The sequence below is a fragment of the Erwinia sp. V71 genome, from assembly GCF_965644245.1.
Lineage (GTDB): Bacteria > Pseudomonadota > Gammaproteobacteria > Enterobacterales > Enterobacteriaceae > Erwinia.
Genome location: NZ_CBFFRK010000021.1, coordinates 25,266 through 46,494 on the forward strand (window position 1 = coordinate 25,266; position 21,229 = coordinate 46,494).

18 protein-coding genes are annotated in these 21,229 nt (G+C 55.3%); 10 read left to right on the plus strand and 8 right to left on the minus strand.

Annotated features, from left to right (window positions below):
- The first annotated feature begins 211 nt into the window (after nt 1–211).
- The 10 genes from ACSZO1_RS07295 to ACSZO1_RS07340 all read left to right on the plus strand — a co-directional run bounded on the left by ACSZO1_RS07295 (nt 212) and on the right by ACSZO1_RS07340 (nt 12,230).
- Nucleotides 212–1,306 (plus strand): DNA adenine methylase, encoded by a 1,095-nt coding sequence (locus ACSZO1_RS07295; protein WP_437610992.1) that lies wholly within the window; start codon nt 212–214, stop codon nt 1,304–1,306.
- Nucleotides 1,303–3,531: an Eco57I restriction-modification methylase domain-containing protein gene (locus ACSZO1_RS07300; RefSeq protein ID WP_437610994.1), complete on the plus strand. Its 2,229-nt coding sequence runs from the start codon at nt 1,303–1,305 to the stop codon at nt 3,529–3,531. The genes ACSZO1_RS07295 and ACSZO1_RS07300 overlap by 4 nt, the downstream gene beginning before the upstream one ends.
- Nucleotides 3,524–4,096: a hypothetical protein gene (locus ACSZO1_RS07305; RefSeq protein ID WP_016808250.1), complete on the plus strand. Its 573-nt coding sequence runs from the start codon at nt 3,524–3,526 to the stop codon at nt 4,094–4,096. Before ACSZO1_RS07300 ends, ACSZO1_RS07305 begins: the two co-directional genes overlap by 8 nt.
- Nucleotides 4,086–5,225, plus strand: a complete 1,140-nt coding sequence (locus ACSZO1_RS07310; protein ID WP_437610997.1) for an AAA family ATPase — start codon at nt 4,086–4,088, stop codon at nt 5,223–5,225. The genes ACSZO1_RS07305 and ACSZO1_RS07310 overlap by 11 nt, the downstream gene beginning before the upstream one ends.
- A gap of 3 nt (nt 5,226–5,228) precedes the next feature.
- Entirely contained in the window at nt 5,229–6,533 is a 1,305-nt protein-coding gene (locus ACSZO1_RS07315; RefSeq protein WP_437610999.1) for a 5-methylcytosine restriction system specificity protein McrC, read from the plus strand.
- Between the two features lie 962 nt (nt 6,534–7,495).
- Complete coding sequence (locus ACSZO1_RS07320) at nt 7,496–7,894, plus strand: TIGR03757 family integrating conjugative element protein (RefSeq protein WP_437611001.1); 399 nt, start codon at nt 7,496–7,498, stop codon at nt 7,892–7,894.
- Nucleotides 7,891–8,883, plus strand: coding sequence for a TIGR03756 family integrating conjugative element protein (locus ACSZO1_RS07325; protein ID WP_437611003.1), 993 nt, complete (start codon nt 7,891–7,893; stop codon nt 8,881–8,883). Before ACSZO1_RS07320 ends, ACSZO1_RS07325 begins: the two co-directional genes overlap by 4 nt.
- Nucleotides 8,883–10,358, plus strand: a complete 1,476-nt coding sequence (locus tag ACSZO1_RS07330; RefSeq protein ID WP_437611005.1) for an integrating conjugative element protein — start codon at nt 8,883–8,885, stop codon at nt 10,356–10,358. Before ACSZO1_RS07325 ends, ACSZO1_RS07330 begins: the two co-directional genes overlap by 1 nt.
- 10 nt (nt 10,359–10,368) lie before the next feature.
- Nucleotides 10,369–10,707: a hypothetical protein gene (locus tag ACSZO1_RS07335; protein ID WP_437611007.1), complete on the plus strand. Its 339-nt coding sequence runs from the start codon at nt 10,369–10,371 to the stop codon at nt 10,705–10,707.
- A gap of 2 nt (nt 10,708–10,709) precedes the next feature.
- Complete coding sequence (locus tag ACSZO1_RS07340; protein WP_437611009.1) at nt 10,710–12,230, plus strand: conjugal transfer protein TraG N-terminal domain-containing protein; 1,521 nt, start codon at nt 10,710–10,712, stop codon at nt 12,228–12,230.
- A 644-nt stretch (nt 12,231–12,874) separates the two neighbouring features.
- Here ACSZO1_RS07340 and ACSZO1_RS07345 read toward each other — a convergent pair.
- From ACSZO1_RS07345 to ACSZO1_RS07380, 8 genes are all read right to left on the minus strand, one after another.
- Entirely contained in the window at nt 12,875–13,447 is a 573-nt protein-coding gene (locus tag ACSZO1_RS07345) for a TetR/AcrR family transcriptional regulator (RefSeq protein ID WP_437611011.1), read from the minus strand.
- A 194-nt stretch (nt 13,448–13,641) separates the two neighbouring features.
- A complete protein-coding gene (locus ACSZO1_RS07350; RefSeq protein WP_347480378.1) occupies nt 13,642–14,352 on the minus strand; it encodes an SDR family oxidoreductase in 711 nt (236 codons plus the stop codon).
- Nucleotides 14,339–14,659, minus strand: a complete 321-nt coding sequence (locus ACSZO1_RS07355) for a Dabb family protein (protein ID WP_042934118.1) — start codon at nt 14,657–14,659, stop codon at nt 14,339–14,341. Before ACSZO1_RS07355 ends, ACSZO1_RS07350 begins: the two co-directional genes overlap by 14 nt.
- The gene (locus ACSZO1_RS07360) at nt 14,652–15,524 is read right to left on the minus strand and encodes a sugar transporter (protein ID WP_437611013.1); all 873 of its coding nucleotides are present in this window, start codon (nt 15,522–15,524) and stop codon (nt 14,652–14,654) included. The genes ACSZO1_RS07355 and ACSZO1_RS07360 overlap by 8 nt, the downstream gene beginning before the upstream one ends.
- A gap of 10 nt (nt 15,525–15,534) precedes the next feature.
- On the minus strand, nt 15,535–17,256 hold the full coding sequence (locus ACSZO1_RS07365) for a thiamine pyrophosphate-binding protein (protein WP_437611015.1): 1,722 nt from the start codon (nt 17,254–17,256) through the stop codon (nt 15,535–15,537).
- Nucleotides 17,253–18,446: a mandelate racemase/muconate lactonizing enzyme family protein gene (locus tag ACSZO1_RS07370; RefSeq protein ID WP_437611017.1), complete on the minus strand. Its 1,194-nt coding sequence runs from the start codon at nt 18,444–18,446 to the stop codon at nt 17,253–17,255. The genes ACSZO1_RS07365 and ACSZO1_RS07370 overlap by 4 nt, the downstream gene beginning before the upstream one ends.
- Nucleotides 18,433–19,299, minus strand: a complete 867-nt coding sequence (locus ACSZO1_RS07375; protein WP_437611019.1) for an alpha/beta hydrolase — start codon at nt 19,297–19,299, stop codon at nt 18,433–18,435. Before ACSZO1_RS07375 ends, ACSZO1_RS07370 begins: the two co-directional genes overlap by 14 nt.
- Nucleotides 19,300–19,326: 27 nt before the next feature.
- The gene (locus ACSZO1_RS07380) at nt 19,327–20,982 is read right to left on the minus strand and encodes a GH3 family domain-containing protein (protein WP_437611022.1); all 1,656 of its coding nucleotides are present in this window, start codon (nt 20,980–20,982) and stop codon (nt 19,327–19,329) included.
- Nucleotides 20,983–21,229: the final 247 nt, after the last annotated feature.

A 21,229-nucleotide genomic window follows, 5' to 3' on the forward strand; every position in this document is an offset into this window, starting at 1 on the left:
AGACCTTAAATCTAAGAGTTTCCAGAAAGTTCAAACAGGCCTTAAAGGAGGCAGCGGAGCATGAGCAGCGGAGCATGGTGAATATGCTTGAGGTACTCCTTTGTGACTATTGCGACCGCAAAGGCATTGTGTTGCAAAGCCCAGAAGCCAGCCAAGAACTTGGTCAGGGTCGAGCAGTAACTGGCCGTAAAAAAAACGTAGGGGTTTCTATATGACTTTTCGCTATATTGGCTCCAAATCTAGACTCATCGACAAGATAGCATCCCACATTGGGCCGCCTAGAGAGGGCGCGTTTTTTGTGGATGCTTTTTGTGGAACTGGAGCTGTAGCTGAGGCTGCTGCGGAGCATGGTTGGAATGTGCGGATTAATGATAGCTTGCACTCAGCTGTTATCTCTGCTGGAGCACGTCTTATCAGCCATGATCAGGTGACCTTCAAAAAACTTGGTGGGTACTCTGGTGCTGTTAGCAAGCTAAACGCAGTTAAGCCATTGCATGATTTTATGTGGCGCACTTATAGCCCCGCTTCGATCGATACGTGTGGAATTGAGCGTAGGTACTTCACCGAAGAAAATGCAGCTCAGATAGACGCTATGCGCTGCTTGATTGCTGAGTGGAAAGGTGCCGGATATATTGACGAAATTGAGGAGAGGCTATTGATTGCCGATCTCTTTAGTGCACTGAACCGCGTTGCCAACATTGCGGGCACTTTTGGCTGTTTCCTCTCCAAATGGACAAGCCAATCTCAAAACAAGATTGCCATGCGTTGCCGTGATCTCAAAGAAGCTGGCGTGTGTGTTGAGGCTACCGTGGGTGATGTGTTCGACGTTCCGAATGTTGCACACGACCTCGTGTATTTGGACCCTCCATACACCAAGCGTCAATACGCGAGCTATTACCACATCCTTGAAACGGTGGCTCTTGGCGATGAGCCTGTGGTAGAGGGGGTTGCGGGACTTCGTCCATGGAAGGCCTTGGCTTCTGACTTTTGCTACAAGAGCCGTGCTCTCAAAACACTCTCGCGTCTGGTGCATGGCTTGAAGGCTCAAAGGGTACTGCTCTCGTACAGTAGTGAAGGGCACATCTGCATGCAGGACATGAAGGCTGAGCTTTCTAAGATCGGCTCGTCCACAATGTACCCTTTGGGCGCCATTGGTCGATACCGGCCAAACAAGGCAGCCAGTAGCTCGGCGTCCGATGTGAATGAGTTTTTGGTGGTCGTGAAACGGTCCATGGCACAGCTTCCCCAAGCCCAGTCAAAAACAGTTAAAGCCATCAAACCCGTTCTCGTGAGGAGCTATGCATGAGTGCTCCTCGGCCTGTTGAATCAGAGTACCTAGCCCCAGCAGAAGCGGCACTCACTCAGGCTGTGGGAGGGGACTATAGCCTAACCAGCTTTGAGCTTCGGCTTCAAGTTTTGGAGGCAGCGTCAGCGCGTTTTGGCGGGTTTGACCTAACGGCGTTTCATGAGGCTTTTGGAGTCAAGAGCAAGCGCGCAGCATCAGAGCTTTTGGAGCTTGCGGTACCTGTAGCAAGTGCCATCGAGCGTTCACCTATTCACCCTGCTTTGGCACTGAGTGTCTTGGCGCGTGAGGTCTTGCATGAGCAGGATCGAAAAAGCACGGGCGCCTACCATACGGATTTTCGCCTGGCTACACGACTGGCGAAGCTCGCAGCCACCAAGCTCACACACAAGAGCAAGGTGATTGATCCTGCCTGCGGCGCAGGAATTTTGCTAGCAGCGCTGACTCACGCAGTGTGTGGTATGGATAGAGCCAAGACGGCGCATTGGTTGGCTCACGGTGTGTGTGCAGCGGATCTTTCTGGCAACTCTTTGCGTGCGGCACTGCTTGCGCTTGCTTCGTTCACTGATGATGTATCGACTCTTAAGGCTATGCGTGCCCGTTGGTACTGTGGCGATAGCTTGATGGCAGATCGCAAGGTTTGGACTGCCATGGTCCCTGAGGGGTTTGATGCGGTGATCGGCAACCCTCCATGGGAAAAGGTCAAGATCTCACGGCACGAATTCTTGAAGTCCTCAGGCACCAAGCGCCACTACGGGGCCCAAATTCATGGGCTTGATGAGGATCTGTTTGCCCAGCAGCGCGATGAGGTAGCGAACTACTCTCGTCGCCTGTTGGCTCGCTATCCCGATTTGGGTAATGGAGAGCCAGACCTATACATTGCTTTCACGGACCTCTTTTTTGAACTCTGCAAAAAGCAGGGTGTGGTGGTTGCACTAATTCCGGGTGGGCTGATTCGCTCGCAAGGTACCCGCGCCATGCGGCAGAAAATCTTTGATGCGAGCCAAAGCGTGTCCATGTCGATCATCGATAACCGTGCACGGTTCTTTACGATCGACACACGCTTTAAGTTCCTAGCCGTGGCTCTCACTAAGGCTGGCTCTGAAAAGAGCAAGCGTGAGCCCATCACTCTCATGCATGAGCGGGGCACCCCTACGGGATTGGAGATTACGGGAACTGCCACTATTGGGCGTGCAGCACTTGCGGGTGTTCGGGGCGATTTGAGCCTGCCCGAGGTTCGTAACGTGTCTGAGTGGAAGCTCTTCTCAAAGATGGGAGAAGCAGGTGTTTCGTGGGAAGAGCCTGGTTATGGCTGGACCCCGAAGTTTTGCCGTGAAGTTGATATGACCAAGGAGCGTCCTAAGTTCCTGGGGCGTGCCACGCCTGGCGCTTTGCCACTGGTGGAAGGTCGAATGGTGCAGGCGCATCGCTTTGGTGTAAAAGGGCACGTGTCAGGCACTGGTCGCCGTGCGTTGTGGGAGGCTTATGCCATCGGAGACTCACGCCTTGCCCCCCAGTTTTGGATTCGCCCCTCCGACATGCCCAGTGCTAACCAGCACCGTGCGGACGTGCTGCGTGTGGGCTTTTGCGACATTGCGGGTCAGACCAATGAGCGTTCGCTCATGGCTTCGTTAATTCCTGCTGGGGTGATCTGTGGCAATAAGGTGCCCACGATCCTTTTCCCTGAGGACCCATCGGAAGAACGGCTGCTGGTGTGGGTGTCCATCGCTAACAGTTTTGCCTTTGACTGGATGCTTCGGCGTGTGCTCACTACGACGGTGAATTACTTCCTGCTGCAAAGCGTGCCCATGCCAAAACTCGCCAAAGATGGTTTGCCATGGAAGAGGCTGGTGAGTGCTGCACGCGAATTGCGCACACTTGACAGTGCGGGGGCTACTCGTGAAACCTACGAGCGCACGGCGCAGCTTCGTGGGGAGATTGATGCGGAAGTGGCCGTGGCCTATGGGCTCGATTTAAAGGACATGGAGTTAGTGCTCCAAGACTTCCCGCTTTTGGATCGGGGCCAAGTGGGCTTGCCAGGTGAGGCCAAGTCCACAATTACCCGAGATAATGTTTTGGCTGCAATGGCAAAACGCACAGGAAGTCTGTCTACAGTTTGGTCGCACCGTGCGATGCAGGCACGCGCGCTGGGGGCGATTGCTTATGTGCCCTCTGAGCTCGCCCTAGGGGGCGAAGAAATAGAAGAAGGATCCAAAATTCATGGCTAATGGAGCGGGACAGGTTGCTCGAATTCTGTACAAGGAGATTGTTGAGGGAGATCGACGGAAAGCTGATGCGGAGTCTAATGACTCTGATTCTGGAGGGGGGGCAAGAGACTTTCGATTTCCCTACGAGGCGGTGTTGCCAGCTGTTGAGTTGATATTTCCCAATAAAATTCTCCGGGGTGGAAAGGCAGTACATCAAGGTACCTTCTTTTGGAACGAGCCGGACTCAACACAGGTTGTATCAAGAGCAGCTGAGTTTATGTCACCCACAAAGTCTCGGCCGAGAGAGGGATGGATTTCTCAGGTGCCGAAATTTTCATGTTTTGATTCGGACCGAATGCCATCAGGGGGAATTGGGAATCGCGTTTTGTTGCTTCTGATTCAGCTTCATGACCAGTCGGTTTGGCCGCACTTCGCGGAAGAAGCAACTCTTCGTGTTAAAGGCGTTTGGGATCCTTCAGTTGCTCAAGAGCTATTGAGTTGTTTGGATGCACAGCGGGCTGCTAATCGAGCCGTAATTGGCTATATCGACTTCACGAACATGCGTAGGTTCTGTAATGGTAAGTGAAAACTGCAAACAGGTGTTAAAGCTACTCGCACGTTCGCGCAACGTGCTGGTGTCTGGTGCACCTGGCACGGGCAAGTCCAAGCTCTTGGCCGAAGTTGCTTTGGCCTTTGAAACAGCCTTTGGTCTTGCTCCTGCAGGTGGCCCACCGCAGCTCAATCCCATGGGCGGCATCCCTATTCCCCCTGCTGCTGGGGTTGTTAAAGACATTCCTGCACCCACCAAGATGGACCGCAAAGTCTTTCGGACGGTCTTCCACCAAAACTCCAAGTACCGCGATTTCTTATCGGGCATCACGCCTGCGGTCAACAAGACAGCAGGAGACCCAGACTTCACCATCGTGAAGGGGACTCTGTACCGTGCCAGTGAGCATGCGAAGGGTGCCAATGGGGCTGCACTGTTGATCATTGATGAGATCAACCGAGGTCCTGCGGTGCAGGTGTTCGGTGGTGCCATTGTGGCCATTGAGTCCGATAAACGCTTGGCCTCTGATGGGGCCAAACTTGCTGAAACGCAGTTCTTTGAAATGCTCGATCCCGTCTCTGGTGATGTGATCGAATACGCACTGCCCCATGACCTCTATATCTTGGCTGCGATGAATCAGGCCGATGCGTCTGTGGAGCCCTTGGATGTCGCGTTCTTGCGTCGTTGGGAACCTATGCGCCTAGAGCCCGATGAGGCGGCTTTGCGGACGTTTTACGGTTTGGGTGCCAAGGGTGTCAATGGATTGCCTGATGTACCTGCCAGCGTGAACGATGCCTTGGAGGCTTCGGTGAGTGCCTGGATTGCTGTAAACGCGCAAATTGCTCTGGGCCGTGGTCCCGAGTTTCAGATCGGGCATGGTGTACTGATGTCGGATGTGAAGCCGCAAACATTGGGCCTTAATGAAGCTTTGGGCACGCTGTGTGTAGGGTGGGCGAAGGTGCGGGCACACGTGGAAGAGGTATTCTTCGGGGACACACGAGGAATTGCAGCGGCTCTTAATGCGCTGGATGGGCCAGCCTTTAATCCGTTCAAGCTCACCGAGACAACTTTTGCGGATGATTTACGCTTTCGTTTTGAAGGGCCCACGAATTTTGCTGAGAACAATATCTACGCGGCTCTCAGGGCATTTGCCAATCCGAGGGGGTAGCACGTGGTGAACCCCCGAACACGGCTGTCCCTAATTGAGTACGGTACACCCGTTGACCTGAGCCGTGCGATTGCTGAAGCGATTGGGGTGGATCGCACGAAGGCCAACAGCCTTTTATTGGAGGCTGGGAACCGGGCTGCGTCGAGCTTGAGGCTTAGCTACAACCCTATCAGTGTGAATGCCAAGGGCACACGTGCCATCGATTTTGCGGGCCTCATTCGCCTGGCACCTTCACTGGAACTGGAAGTTGCTCCCAAGTTTTTGGGACTCGACGACACAGATGCAGCGTGGCGCGAAGATTTCTTTTTCCTCTCCACACTTTCACGTCATGGGCGCCTCTTGGCTTCCGAACGCTTATCGGCATCAGGTGGTACCCCAAGGGATTTGTCTACGCTGGTAGCTCGTTCCATCACGAGCATGTACGAGGCCCGTAAACGTCGGCCACTGCGCAGCTATCGTAGTGTGCGTGAAGCAGACTTCTTCATCGATGGGGATCCTGATCCGGTGGATCTCATCTTTCCTTCACCTGATGGCTTTGAGCAAGAGCTCATTCGCTTTGATCGCAAGAACGGTTGGAACGGGGATATCGTGGCAGCGGCCAGGGAGTTACTCCCTGAAGTAAGTGACCCTTCAGCCGCAAGTTCGCTGGTGCGTTTGATTGAAGACCTTTCGCCTCAGAACGTTGCTGCTAACCGTCGAAACCCCATTCCTGCACGGCACCGAGCGTGGAAACCACTGCATGAGCTGTCTATCGATGTGCTCGGAGGCCTGGGGCTTAACTACAAGCAGGGACAGGCCCATGCACCTGGTTACTTAGTGAATACCTGGCGCGTGTGGGAAGATCTGTTAACGGTGGCCGCACGATTGGGCTTTGGTCGAAGTGCCGTAGTGCCCCAACAGGGCTATCCCTTAGGCACTAAGATCAGGATGATTACCGGTGCTGTGAGCAAGCTTTCAGTGTACCCAGACTGTGTAATTGAGCTCGATGGAACAAGGCCCAGGATGCTGCTGGATGCCAAGTACAAGGGCCACGTGGAGAAGGGACAGCTTCGCATCAGTGAAGCTGACATCTACGAAGCCCTAGCCTTCTCCAAGGCTACTGGATGCAACCTAGTGGCACTAGCCTATCCTGCACAACCAAGCGATGCCCCGCAGCCCGTAGGGACGTGCACTGTCTTTGAAAAGGCTGTGGTGGATGCCGTGCAAATCGTGGGCATTCAGATTGAGAGCCGCATGATTTCTAGGGCGGGAGCTCTCAGATTATTTGCCACAAACATGGCTGCTGGGGTTACAGCAGCCTTTGTGTGATTGATTCAAGGGCTTCTTCCTAACAGATTTAGCGATGGTTGATTTTACATTTAGGGGCGGTATGAAAACGTTTAACATTGTCGGCAGTCAGGAGCTTGACTGCGCCATAACAGCAGGTTAAGTAGTTCCAAGTGTTGGCGTACCAGTATGCCTTTAAGGCTTTCTAATCGCTAAGTATGAAACTTTATTTCTACGGATCCGACCGGCAGGTGCGCCCGGCCTCTGGTTTAGGATGATACCCCCCCTTTTTTCGAACAAAAAAAACACCGTTCCAGGCGGCTTTTGCCTTTAGTTAGTATTAAACTTTATTTTCATCCCGCACGAGGCGCGAACATTTCATAAATGATTTGATGGGTATTACTTCACCGGGATTACGATCCTCTATCAGGTTAAACATATTATCCCTGCCATGAACTCTGCATCAGCCATCTGGTGTATGCTGCGTAAGTCAAAAAGGATGAATCGCCACGGGTTTAACAGTCACCTGGAAGGCGTCAGTCCGGAGGCCTTCTAAAAGGTCTCACCGTGAGGACAGATACTGTCTGCGGAAGCGGGGGCATTCCAAAGTGCCTGCTGCTGATCATCAAAACTTCAGCCACTGCCCGGTTTAGTCCGCCCCCGGATCCTCCTCAGACCGAGCCGTCAGTCCGACTGCGCTATGGGCCCTGACCCAAAACTGAAGTTCGCGCACCTACGCAAAATCTGTAATTACTCGACTGTTTAGCTGAGCCAAATTTTACGTATGAGCGTAGTTTTCAGCCCCGTTTTTCTCAGATTAAGCGACCAAAACAGTTTTCACACGGCTTGGGCACGCAGCGGTCAGTCAGAACAGGTAAAGCAGTGGGAAAGGAAAATTCTAAACTCGCAGATTAATTTTTGAGTTCTGAAAATGAGTTTATTGCGGCTTTTCTGAGCGGCCACGGGCACGCTGTCAGGCGATTCAGTCTGACGGAGCCCGATTCATGAAACTGACCTCTTTTGTTTTCCTGCCGGCTCTGCTGCCGGCATCCGTACTGGCCGGCACGGTCGTCTTCACCGACAGTCAACATCTGCCGACAAATCTGCCGCCGGACGTGCCGGTGGTCCTTCTTGATGGTCCTGACCGGCTGCAGGCCGACATGTTCGGGGAACTGCCTGCAGACCCGCAGCAGGCCGAAGCACAGGTCAGGCAGGTTATGGCATCGCCTGCCTGGCAACAAAAACAGCTGCAGCTGAATGATTCCTATCGCCAGGTGGTCCGGGCCTGGGAACTGGGCATTAAAAAAGTGCCGGCCGTGGTGTTTGATGACCGCGATGTGGTGTACGGCACCACGGATGTGGCCGTGGCCACTTCCCTGCGTAACCGGGGAGGTGGTCAGTGAATACAAAACCTTCCCGCATCAGAACCACGGTGTGCTCGCTGGCGGTTGCCACGGTACTGGGTACGGCAACCGCGCCGGCTGCTGTTGCAGCACTTAACACGGCGCAGATTATTGCCAGTGCCGTGTCGCAAAACTGTATCAGCTGGCGTGTCAGTGGCATCTGTTACTGGCTGTTCTGCACCCCCTTTGGCTGCAAGGTGCGCACGTCGGTCAAGGTCACCCACTTCATACCCCAGACAGTCGTTTCAACCTATGTCTCGCCGGGCGGCAACCCGTGGCAGGAAATGGCGTTTGTCAGCCAGGCCGCCGGCGGGCTGGAAAGTGCCGTGACCAGCGGGCTTTCCGGTGTTTCTGCCGGAGGAGCCAATCCGGCCGACATGAAAAATCCCGGCCAGCGCAAGTCCGCGGTGCGTTTCAAGTATGCCGATGCGATTGGCCACCCGGCCACCTCCCTGATTGGCGGCAGTATTCCGGGCTATTCCTGTGATACCGCAGCCACCCCGTTAATGCCTTACTTCCTGAGTACGCTGGATTCGGCGGCCTGGCGCACGGGCGTACCGGAGTCCCTGTATCCGGAGGCGCTTGTTCCCGGCCAGCGGGAAATCGGCAGTCAGGCAGCAGCCAATATGTGGGGCAACATCTATCCCCGTTCGGGGTTTATCAGCCAGACCGATGATGACAAAGCCTCTGCCGTGGTGGCGCAGCGTGTGGCAGACATTATCACCCGCGCCGGCCAGCCGCATGTGTATCAGGTGCTTAAGGGCAACCGCCATGACGGGTACTGGCCACCGGGCGAGGTCACGGAAAACACCGGCACGCAAAATCACAAATGGCAGCGGCTGGCTCCCCACATGACTCAGTCATGTGCCGTATTCCCGGACGGGAGCTATACCGCCGCGAGCGATAACAATGAAGCCTTTGCGCTCTGGCAGCCCTACAGCTGCTGCAAAAAGCGCGGGCAGAAATTTCTGGGCAGCACTGATATCTGATGAGGAAAACCGTGAAAAAATCACCTTCATTTTCAGCCGTTCGCGTAAGCCTGCTGCTGACCGGCTCACTGCTGACTGTCCTCCCGGCCGCGCACGCGGCCGATGATGACAATACCATCCTCGGCATGTCCCTGCCGCAGGTGAACAACAGCGCCATCGGTTACGGCAAGTCCGTCGATGGTGCGGTGTCGGACAAACTGTTCTACACCCTCGGCGGCGGCTCGGTCATTTCCCAGCCGGCCACGCGCGGCAATATGCAGAAGCTGGGGCTGAATACCGGCTGGAGCAGTGACCTGATGTGCGGCAATTTTGACCTGAAAACCACCGTCGGCAACCAGCTCAACGGCGTCACATCAGGCTTTAAGAACCTGATGGGCGACGTGATTCAGGGTGCCACCGGCGCGGTGGCCAGTCTGCCGGCGATGGTCATTCAGCGGGCTAACCCCGGTCTGTATGACATGCTCACCAACGGCGTTCTTCAGGCCAATGTGTCATTCGACAAGGCGCAGCTCAACTGCCAGAACATGGCGAAAAAGATGATGGACTTCAGCGACAGCAGTAACTGGACGCAGCAGGCCATGATGGATGAATACAAGTCTGTTGTGAACAGCGGAGATACTGATGCGGTTCGTGCAGATGAGGCGGGGCGGAAAGTCACCGGCACGTCGGGCAACAACTGGATTGGTGGTCAGAAACGTGGGGGGGCGGGGCAGCCCGCCATCCGTGTCACCCATGACCTTGTTGCTGCCGGCTACAACATGATGAACGGTTTACCTGTCACCGCTAATTCGACTGTCGGCGAAAGCAGCTGTAACGGTGGCGCATGCTCTAAATTCGGCAGCGCGGAAGAGGCGGCGGCCATGACCGTGAAGGTGCTGGGCGATCGCTCGATGCGCACCTGTGCCAACGCGAGCGAATGTACCAGCGGTGATGCGGATGACCAGCCCGGTACGACCGTTGCCGGCACCGGCTTTGCCCCACTGCTGGAAGAGGCAACTAAAGCCAACGCTGAGCAGCTGGTCAGGCTCGTCAACGGTACGGAAAAGCCCACGGCCGCGAATCTGGCGAAGCTGAAAACCGGCGGACTGCCGGTGACGGCTGGCGTGATTAAAGCCCTGCAGCGTGACCCGGATAATGCTGCCCTGACCGCCCGCCTTGCCGGCGAGCTGGCCATGTCCGACACGGTGGAAACGGCACTCCTGATGCGACGTATGATGGTCACCGGTATGTCAGAGCCCAATGCCGCCGCCCAGCCAAAGGCAATAGGTGCTGCCGGTGAGCGCATCGAGGCACTGGACCGTGAAATCGCGGCGCTCAAAACCGAGATGGAGATGAAGCGTGAACTGTCACGTAATTCGGTGCTGACCATTATCGACAGGGAGAATCAGCGCGTCGAAACCAACCCGCAGACCCAGTCAGATGACAATACCGACAGTCGCTTCAACCAGATGGCAGCGCCGCAGTCGGCTGAATGAGGGAATAAGGATGCGTAATAAAACGACTGTCAGGAAAGTCCTGACCCGTGCCGGCATCTTCCTCGCCTGCATGGCGCTGTTCATGGTGGTCTCACTGATGATGGCTGACACCGCCATGAAACATCCGACTGAAGCTGCTGCATTCCGGAGCTGGATGCAGTCGACGCGTTACGGCTGGCTGATGTGGCGACTGGCGCTATATGCGCTGGTTGCGTGGGGCCTCTGGAAAATCCGGCATGCGCCTGGCTTCCGGGAGGCATACCGGCGGCCGCTACTGCGCATCAGTGTGGTCAGTATGCTTTTTATCGCGTTGTGTGAGTACGCAATGTTTACCGGTCCGGGAGTCTGAAGATGACGACAAACAGCTATCTTGAGTATTTTCTCACGCTGCTCGGCTGGGTGATCAATAACGGTCTGTGGAATGTCCTGCTGAGCACCGGCCTTTTTGTCCTGCCGCTGGCGTTTAAGGTGGTGGGTATCTGGCTCAGGGTCCGTGAAGAGGGGGAGGATGAAGGCAACAAGGGGATGCTGTCGCTGCCCCGTATCGAGAACGCGCTGTATGCCGGCTTCCTGGTGATGATTGCCTGCTGCGTACCGCTGATTAATGTCAGCCTCAGTACGATGCAGTACGACACAACCCGGGCAAAGAGCTGTGGTGTGTGGACGCCCAAAGCGCCGGATGAAAGCGGCTATGCCGGCGTGGTCACCAGTCTCAACGACCAGACGGCTGCAGCACCGGTATGGTGGGTGCTGATTCATAAACTCTCAAAAGGGGTAACCCAGGCGGCCGTGGCGACCATTCCCTGCCGCCCTGACATGCGTCAGATCCGCTTTGAAGTGCAGCATACGCGTATCGACAACAAAGCGCTGGCGCAGGAGCTGCAGGACTTCACCAACGACTGCTATTCGGTCGCGTTGTATCTGTGGAAGCAACAGGATCAGGGCCAGACAAAGGACAAAACCACGCTGCGTGATATCGAATGGATTGGCAGCAGTACATTCCTGAGCCGGTATTATCCTTCGTTGCAGTCCAAACTGCCCCGGGCTGCGTTCCCGTGGACCGACAGCCGGGACAGCGGCCGGCCCAACACCGGAAGAGGAGGCTATCCCACCTGCAGCGAGTGGTGGAGCAGTTCGGACACCGGACTGAAAGCACGGGTGAAGGACCAGGCCGACCCCGATATGTGGCTGCGTATCTCGGCCGCAATGAAAATGTCAGGCTTTAACGACAGTGACTATCAGGAAGCCGTCATCCGTCGTCTGGTCAGCCCGGAAAGCCTGACGGTCTCACAGAGTGGCCATGTGTATGCCGGCTATGGCGGCAACGCCGATTTTACCCTGGATAATGCAGCGGCACGCGTGGCGGCTATTGGCGGGACATCTCTCGGCAGTCTGGCGGCATTCCCGGCATTCGATGCAATGCGGCAGGCTTTACCCATGGTACAGGCTATTCTGCTCATGGCAATTTATGTGATGTTGCCGCTGATTCTGGCCTTTGCGGCCTATGAATTCAAAACGGTAATCACGATTACGTTTGTCATTTTCGCCCTGAACTTCCTGACATTCTGGTGGGAGCTGGCGCGCTGGCTCGACAGCTGGCTGCTGACCGCTTTGTACAGTTCAGATACACACAGCCGCTTTAATATGGCGGGACTGCAGAACAGCTCAGATGACCTTATTATGAATCTGGTTATGGGCACTATGTTTCTGGTACTTCCTGCTGTTTGGTTAGGGGCATTATCATGGGCAGGAGTTACCATCGGGAATGCTTTAAGCTCAGCATATCAGCAAGGAACAGCAAAAGCAGAAAGCTCAGGAGGTAAGTTGGGAGAGGCAGGAGCTAATGCTGTTGCAAATAAAGCTATGAAGTAAGCGTAAATTGTCACAAATGAGTAAGGGGGAGCCCTTACTCATCCTCGTTAATCATACGCCCTGCAGCGTCGTACCATCCCCATCCATGCTGGCCATCACGATATTTTCCATAACCTGGCTGCTCTCCCATAAAGTTCCCACATGGTGCATTTTCACTTTCGGAGAGATGTTTTCTATGAGGTGAGAGCACGGCACTAATAAGAAACAATGATCCAAAAGTGAGGATTACAAAACATGCAACGGGTATCATTGGGATATGCCCACACCAAGACGGTAGACGATGAGTAGCCGCCCACGACACACACCATTTATCCCAGTTTAATAGAGTAGTTCTGGCTCGTTTCCATATACCCGCAAAACGGACGCCACGATTCCAGGCGCGTTTCTCTTGAGACTGATACATCTCCCCCTCCGAATTACGTGAATTCTAAAGGGACTATAGCGGAATTTTTGTGCAATTACGAACATCCATGATACCTGACTGAGAACGCTAATTAATTCAATAAAACTTATCTTGTAGACTGGCCCACACCGAGTACTGGTAGCATTCGGATATAGGAACGTGCGTTAAATTGGTATCTTTTCTGGCTCAGAGACGCCGACTATGGATTCGGAATGGCAGGCTGCAGGAGTACATTCCTCTTTCAGCGAATCTGCTTGCCCGCATTAAATCGAAGCAGCATTAACGCCGCATCACAAGCGTCGCCGACAAAGTGACTTTCGCCAAATGTCTGGGCATTCACAGTCGCCCCGTCAAGCAGCATCATGATGTAGTTCGCGAGGGTCGCAGCAGTCTCGGGGAGGTGGTATTGGGCGATCTCGTCCTGTATCAGGTCGTGCAGCTTGCGCTTGTAATCGAGGGCAATCTCACGGATGTCTGAGTGGTCCGGAAACTCAGACACTGCTCGACCGAACAGGCAACCAGCGAAGGTAGTCGAACAAAACCATTGGCCGCGCCAATCGAAGATCGCAATAATTTTCTCGTCCAGGCTGGGCTTGTCCTTAAGTCGTGTCTTTAATTGCTCAGTCAGGTAGTCAGAGCGCTGCCTCAGTACGGCTTTTACTAAGTCTTCCTTGCCACGGAAATTACGGTACATCGTCATCCTGGCAACACCAGACGCTTCGATGATCCAATCAACACCCACGGGGTGAAAACCATATTGGGAAAATAAGGCAGTCGCAGTGTCCAGAACATGTTGTTTCTTCGATACGGACAACTTAAGAACTCCAAAGTTAGAGGTTGGGATGGGCTAAAAACCGTAACCTTTTAATATAAATCTTACATATCAGTGTAAGGTAGGTGTTTCGCTTTACACAAAAACTATGCCAAAAGTGCCTATCAATAATAGCACACTGATACAGATCAGTCTATATCAGTGTGAGGTCGGAGTTACATTCGAACTTTACAAGACTACGTGAAAGTAACCGAATCTCCGCCGTCTACGGCCAATACTGTCCCGCTGATCATTGGGTTGATGGCGAGCAAAAGCGCAGCCGAAGCAATGTCCTCAGGCCGGGCGATACGCTTGACGGGGAGTAAAAGGCTTCGCTGGCTCATTTTTTGTACCAGTGGTTCGGGATGCATGCCCGTGTCAACAAAACCTGGGGACAGTACGTTGACCCGTACCGGCGACAGCTCGCTGGCCAGTCCGCGGGCTAAACCCTCTATACCTGAGTTGACCGCGCTGATTAAGGCGGTTTGAGGTCCAGCGCGCTGGGCAAACCGCCCTGAGACCAGTGTCAGAGAGCCGCGCTCGTCAAACTGTGCGAGACGGGCAATGTGATAAGCCGCCCAGAACTTGCTGTCGAAGATGCGCCGGGCGTCTTCCAGGGAGACGGTTTTCAGTGGTCCAAACGTCAGCGAGGCGGCCGTGACGATGATGTGGTGCCAGCGCGTCGGCCGGGCGAAAAAGCGCTCCAGCTCTGCCGGTTGCATGACATCGAGTGGCTCGATAGTAATGTCAGAGCCGATATCCTGTGCGGCTTGGCGCAAGCGTGCTGCACTGCGGCCTGCCAGGGTGACAGTGGCACCCTGTTGATGGAACAGTTTGGCGATGGCAAAACCGATGCCAGCGGAGCCGCCGATTACCAGCACCTGGATGGTATGCTCAAACGTTAGCATGGCGACCTTCCTCCTGCAGCAATGTCGTGGTGTGCGGGTAATCGAAAATCAGCATTTGAGACAACGCACGTAACCTTGGGCGAAACGCGGCGTGTAAGGGGTGTTCTCGCCAGTCGGGGAGTACTGATTCATCGGTAAAGGTCAGAATGAAACCCTGGTCAAAACCAAGGGAACGGTGGCCACTGTCGGCAATGACTTCCACCGACACGAGGCCGGGAACATGCCCGGGGAAACCGTGCAGTTCCTGAAGCAATACCGACAAGGCTGCGGTGTCTGGGCTTTTCAGCAACACGATACGTTTATACATGGACGTTCTCCCATTCTATAAGGTTGCTCAGCCGGGGGCCGCTCTCGAAATCGCATACCACAGTGTCACCGTGGGACAGCTGGATGCCGGCGTCGGCGCTGTTGCGATCTGCCCCCAGGTAGAGGTAGATCAGCGTGCCTGGTAGGCGCAGCGCCGGGTGTTGCCACAAGGTGTTGAACAAGTCGCCGACGTCATAGCAAAGACACGAAAGTCCTGTGCGAAACTCCTGTTCCCAGTGCAAGTTACCCGCCCGATAAATGGACGTTCTGCCTTGCACCAGTTCGGGCAGGGGGTGCCGATAAAGCAAGTGGGAAATGGCACTGGGCTGTAGCTTGGCGTACGCCAGGTAGTTGCGTTTGGATTTGGCCAGGGCGATATCGGTCAGGTCGTTGCCGAAGGTGTAGCCGAGGTAATCCGGCTGGCCGTTCTCAGACACCAGAAAAAGAGCCACCACTTCAGCCTCTTCACATGCCGACAGCGCGCCGCGGCTCATGCATAGCACGTCACCGCTGCGTTTAAGGGTGTCGGCAAAGCCCTTGATAAAGAACGCGGGCCGCTCGTCGTGTTCCGGCGGTGCCGCGACTTTGCTTTGGTGGGTCAGGCCAAAGCCGCACACCACCCCGTGCCTTGGATCTGGGGGCTGCAGGCAGGGCAGCATGTCAAAGCCGGACAGGTCCGCCACCCTCTGCGGTGTCACGCCTTGTTCACGCAGGTATGCCAGTGGGCCATCGGGGTATTGGCCCGCCGGTGTTTCCCGAAGCAGTTGGTACATGCTGTTGACTGGATAGAGGGCGTACTGCTCGTTAGTGCAAGGACAGGTGATGTAGTGCTGGCCGTCCCGTTCGCATTCGAAAATGATCGACATGGAGAAGCTCCTAGAGCGTCTTGATTTCAAGCAAGGCAGGCTTGCCGTGGGTTTCCATATAAGCCAGGCAGTCCATGATTTTTTCCTGAATGGCTGCTGGCGTGTCGGCACTGCCGGGGCTATAGAGGTCAAAGGTTTTCGCCAGCGCAACAAAGTCTACTTCGTTGTCATGGAAGCCGGTGGCCAGGCTGGACAGATCGGTTGGCCGCTGGCGCAGGTCGGCAATGCGTTCGGCATGCTGCTTGGAGTTGAGATATAGCCGGTTGTTGATGACCAGTACCAGTAGAGGGATGTCGTAGGCCGACAGCGTCCAGAGCGCGCTCGGGGTATAGAGCAAGTCGCCATCCGATTGCAGGTTAATGCACAGTTTGCCGGTGCCCTTGTGTGCAAGGGCGCCGCCGATGGCTGCACCCAGACCATAACCAAGCCCGGCACCGCCGCTCATGCCGATGTAGGCTTCACTGCGGTCAATCGGCCAGAGTTGGCGAACCAGGGTGTCGATTGTCACGCTACCGGTATTGGTTAGTATCCAGCGGAGGTGCCCGATGGCTTCGTGAATGGCGATCAGTGCCTGGGCAATGGTCAGGCCGTCGGCGTGTTGTGTAACGTGCGCCAGTAACGCCTGACGCTGCTTCTGTTTATGCGCTGCGATGCGTTCGATGCGTTCCCTTGCTTGTGCCTGTGCTGTAGCGGTACGCAGCGCCGCTACTGCGTGCACGGCCTGTGCGATGCGGGGGATGGAGGCCACTACGTTGGCATGCAGCGACAAGTCGGCGCACACCAGTTTCTGGCTATCAGCCACCCAACTGCTGATCAGCAGGGAATGGGTATCCAGGGTCGCAATATATAGTCCGGCATGGGGCGTCTGCCCGGAATGGGCAAGCAGACCATAGAGGTCCTGGACTTCCAGTGCTAACAGAAAGTCGCACTCGCCCATGAGGTGCGCGTCATGGTCCTGGAACACCAGTGGATGGGTGTTGGGCACGTTGAAACGTCCGTTACGGGAGATAACAGCAGCACTTGCGGTTGTGGCCACTTCCAGTAACAGGTCTGCCTGTTTGTCATTCAGCGCAGCGTAGTCTACGGCGATGACCGGATGTCGCGCTGCCATCAGGTGCTCGACCAGCTCGGACAGTTGCTGGTCGTCCAGGGCCGGCAGGCGTTCTGGGCGCACCGGGCCGGCTGGCAGTAAAAGCCCGTCAGCCAGCGACTCCTCCTGAACCGCGCTGTCGATGGCGACGTAGCAGGGCGCGTGGGGCTCGGCGGCGCAAAGTTTAAGCGCGCGTTGTACCGACTCCAACGTGGCGGCCTGGGAAATGGGCATGTCCGTCCATTTGGTATAGCCGGAGAGCAATTTGTCGATGCCCTGTGATGTATGGATCCAGTCGATCCAGGGGCGGCGCAGCGCAGCGTCAATGGGGCCGTTGCCACCCAGTACCAGCAGCGGAACCCGATCGCACCAGGCGTTGAAGATGGCCATGCTTGCGTGCTGCAAGCCGATGTTGGCGTGCACCAGCACCGCCATATGCTTGCCGCTGGCCTTGTAATACCCGTGTGCTATGGCCACGGAGATTTCTTCGTGGCAGCACATCAGGATAGCCGGAACTTCGGGGGCCGGATGATGTACCAGCGAGTCATGAATGCCGCGGAATGAGGCGCCCGGGTTGAAGCAAACATACTCAATGCCTTGGTTGATCAGCAGGTCGACAAGCAAATCGGAAAAATACTTCATTGTGCACGCTCCGAATTGAGTGGCTCTTTGAGGTGTTTGACTGCCTCGGTGGCCTGTTGGAAGGGCAATATGTGTGGCGTCAGCTGGCAGCCAAGGCCTGGTCGCGCGGGAACAGGCAGAGGAATGGCATTGTGCTGTCGATCAATAGCGGGCATTGGCTCCATCAGGTCGCTATCAAAAAAACGGTCGTGCTGACCGGCTTCCACCGCCAGAAAACCGTCGTAGGCCGTCAGTAATGCGCGGTGCGCGGCAATCAGCGGGCCCACTTCGGCCACCTGCACGCCCAGATAAACCGGCAGCCCCCAGTGATGGCATTGCTCAATCATCTTTGTCGTAGCAAGTAACCCACCACATTTGGCGATGCGCAGGTTCACCGCATCCAGTGCCTGGAGTTTCCAGGCCAGCGCCAGGCTGGAAGGTGAGATGACCGATTCATCGAGCATGATCGCAATACCTAGTTTGCGGCGGGCCTGGCGGTAATCCTCCAGGCTTCCCCGAGGTAAAGGTTCCTCGAACAGCGCTACGTCCAAATCCCGTAACTGCCGGGCGCTGTTGTGAAGTTGATCGGCTGACCAGCTCATGTTCGGGTCGACATACAGCTCCAGGGTTGGCGCCAATGCCCTGAGGCTTTCCAGACGCTGGCGATTGGCATGGAGGTCGGCCTCCAGCTTGAGCTTCAGCGAACGTAAGGGTTTGCGTTGCTGAAAGAAGACCTGCACCGATTGAGACAGGTCGAGTACTTGGGTGATGTTAGCCTGGGCAGGCAGAACGCGGCGTGTTGCCGTGGCTGGCGCTGTGATATGCAGCAGGTAAGAGGACAGAGGCAGTTCAGCTTGCTGGGCCAGAGTATCCAGCACTGCCATCTCCACCAGGCAACGTGTATTGTTACCCACGGCTTTGTCGGGAAAGAATGGCAGGCCTTGTTCATAGAGCGCACGACCACGATCGATCGGGTCAACGCTGGCCAGGGCTTGCGCCAGTCGCGCGAAATCAATACTGCGCAGTTCTGCCAGCACGGATTCACAATCTTCTGCGGTCACATAGCGACGCGGAGCGCACTCACCGATTCCGGTGAAAGCGCCACGTGTCCAGCGCAGCACAACACTTTCCGAGGTTTGTCGTCGGTGGGCGCCATGGGTGAACGGGGTGGTCATAGGTTGGCGGACGAGGTAGATCTCAGGCAGCGTCATAAGCATAGTGTCCGTTGGCTTTGACAAAATCTGCGGTGAACTGCACGACCAGGCCCATCGCCGGAGTGAAGAACAGGTAATGCTTGTCCTGATTGACCAGCAGGGTTGAGCCGTTGATGCACAGGCGCTGAAAATGACGCACTGTGGAACTCACGTCCACAAGCGGATCTTTGTCGGCGCAGATGAACAGGCTGGGGGCGTCTATCGGTTGGGCATCGGCCGCCAGGTACGCCTTCTCCAGTGCCAGCAGTTTTTTGCGTTCGCGATTCTGAAGGTGAGTGGTGGCCAGCGCATCATTGCGTATGAACTCAGCCAGGTGCGGATTGGCTGTGAAATCCTCGGCCTTCAGTCCGGCGTCCCACAGACTTTGCCTGTCGTCCAGGTCAATGCTCGCGCGCTCATGTTCGCTGAGCCGGTCATGCATTTTGCCCAGCCAGGTTGAGCAGATGACGAGATTGTCGTAGGGCAACTGACCGTAGGAGCAACTGGCAATGGCGGCAAGTACCGATCCACCGAGGCAATGCCCGAACAGGCAGAGCGGAACATCGTCGGGCACTTCGCGGCGAATATGGTCGATGGCAGCCCGTGCATCCTCGTGAAGCGTACGAACATCCGGGAACCCGTGTTTCTCGCCGCTGCTGATGCCGCAACCTTCACGATCCAGCGCATAGAAGGCGATCCCCAGGTTGGCGAATGCATTACCTACTGACCATAGCCAACCCGCGTGGCTTTGCAGCCCATGGAAATACAGAATGGCGCCTTGTACCCGCATGGGCCGCCAGGCATGCAAAGCCATACGGCGGTTTGCCTGAGCCAGATAGTGGACCTCGCGAGCAATGTTGTGCTGAAACATATGCATATTCATGAGTACCTCTCAAAGTCAGAAATGCTGGATGCCCAGCAGGGACAGGTCTGGTTGGAACGGCTTGTACTTGATCTGAAGTGTTTTCCTGGCGGCTTTCTCCTTCTCGATGGCAAGGGAGATAGCGTTGCCAGGGATAGTGATGACTCTTATTTGCCCCAGCCGCTTGCTGGTGCGTTTGGATTCATACTCGATATTGAGTGCCTGGAGATGACTATCCAGCAGCTGGCTGAGCATCTCCGATTCACCGCAGGGCAGTCCTCCGGCCTCGATGGCGACAGCATAGTAAGGTGTCTCTTTCCAGATCGGGGCGCATAGATACAGCCCGGCATTAGGGATGCCGCACATCTGTATTGCTTCGTGCAATTGGGTCTCGGTAATTTTTTCGCCGGTGAACGAGTGCATCACGCCGTTACGCCGACTGAAGCTGAGACGCGGTACGCCACGGTAGTAACCATGCACGCGATAGATGTCACCGGTGTACATCCGGACCATGCCATTGCCCTGCCACATAACCAGATGGTATTCGTCCCCTTCCTTCAGTTGGTCCAGTGCAAGGGTTTCCGGCTGCAGCTGGTCGCGGACCACAGCATCTATGTCGACGGACACGGGAATGAACTCGAAGAATGCCTGGTTCACTGCCAATGGTTGGCTGTCTTGATCATCATCCACCGGCAGGGTCACTACCCCTTCGGTACCGCAGGACATGAACGGCAGCACTTTCGCCTGCCCCATAATTCGCTGCAACTGGGGTTTGTAGAGCTTAGCCGATGCAGTTGTCCAGCAACTGTAGCGCTCCAGTCCGGGCCACACATTCGTCAGCGCAACGTTGTCCGCAGCCAGTATGGGCTCAAGTCGGCGAGCGGCAGCAGGGTTAGCAGCGCGTATGCTACCGCTGGCAAGAGTACCGTTATGTAAGTCGCGTAGCAGTTGTTCACGGTTTTCCAGCAGGCAATGGTGCAGTGAGAGCAGAGTGCTGGGGTTGATGGCAGTGATCAACCTTACATCCTCGCCCAGTGTCCATAACAGTCGTGCATACATCTTCTGTTCATGGCTGGCATCCAGAAATGGTGTGAACCAGGGAGCCTCATACCAGGGCGGATTCCAGTCGCCACTGCCTACCAAGGGGTTCCGGTTGCTGATCGCCTGGTACGGCAGTCCTTCAACGTACTCGGTGCTCGGGTCACGTACCGTCTGGGTATCCAGCGTGGCCCACGGGTTGGCGAGGAGGGTGGGGTAGTCATGGGCAAAGAATCCCCACATCGCCTGGATGGCGGGGACCCGATACTGACGGATCCAGTGCAGCGTATAGGGGATCCGCTTTGACTGCCCGGTAGTACCGCTGGTCTTGAGCCAGCGCACTACCGGGCTGCAGCTGAGTATTCCCCCTTTTTGCTGGCTTTCCCGTATCAGGGTTTCCCTGAAGCTGTCATAGGTCATGACCGGAATGTTAGTGCGGGTGATTCTGCCGTTGCAGTGGTGGACATAATAGCCATTTTCTTTCCATAACAGTGACTTATTGCATACATGAATGATGTCCTCCAGCACGTCCTCCTGTGTCCTGAGGGGTTTGTCCAGCCTCTCCAGATAACTCGCCAGCGCCTGGGCGCATTCCGCTTTGAAGGTCGGCGCCCGGTGCTGCCAATGACCGACCCAAGAGTCCAACTTTCCCATACTTTTCGTCCTCGATCTCGTGGAAGGGAATGGTGAGAGAGACTGGTATGTCTCTTTTATGGCTTATATAGGATCGAAATTTAAGCGTCAATATTTATTTGAAGTGACTGAATCCAGGAGTGATGTTTTATCAAACGTCAGAAAATGACTTTCCATTTATGCTTAAAATATTGATTTATATGGTTAAATTAAATTATTTTTACGATTGAGTTATGTGAAGAATCGATAAATAACGTAAATTTTTTTA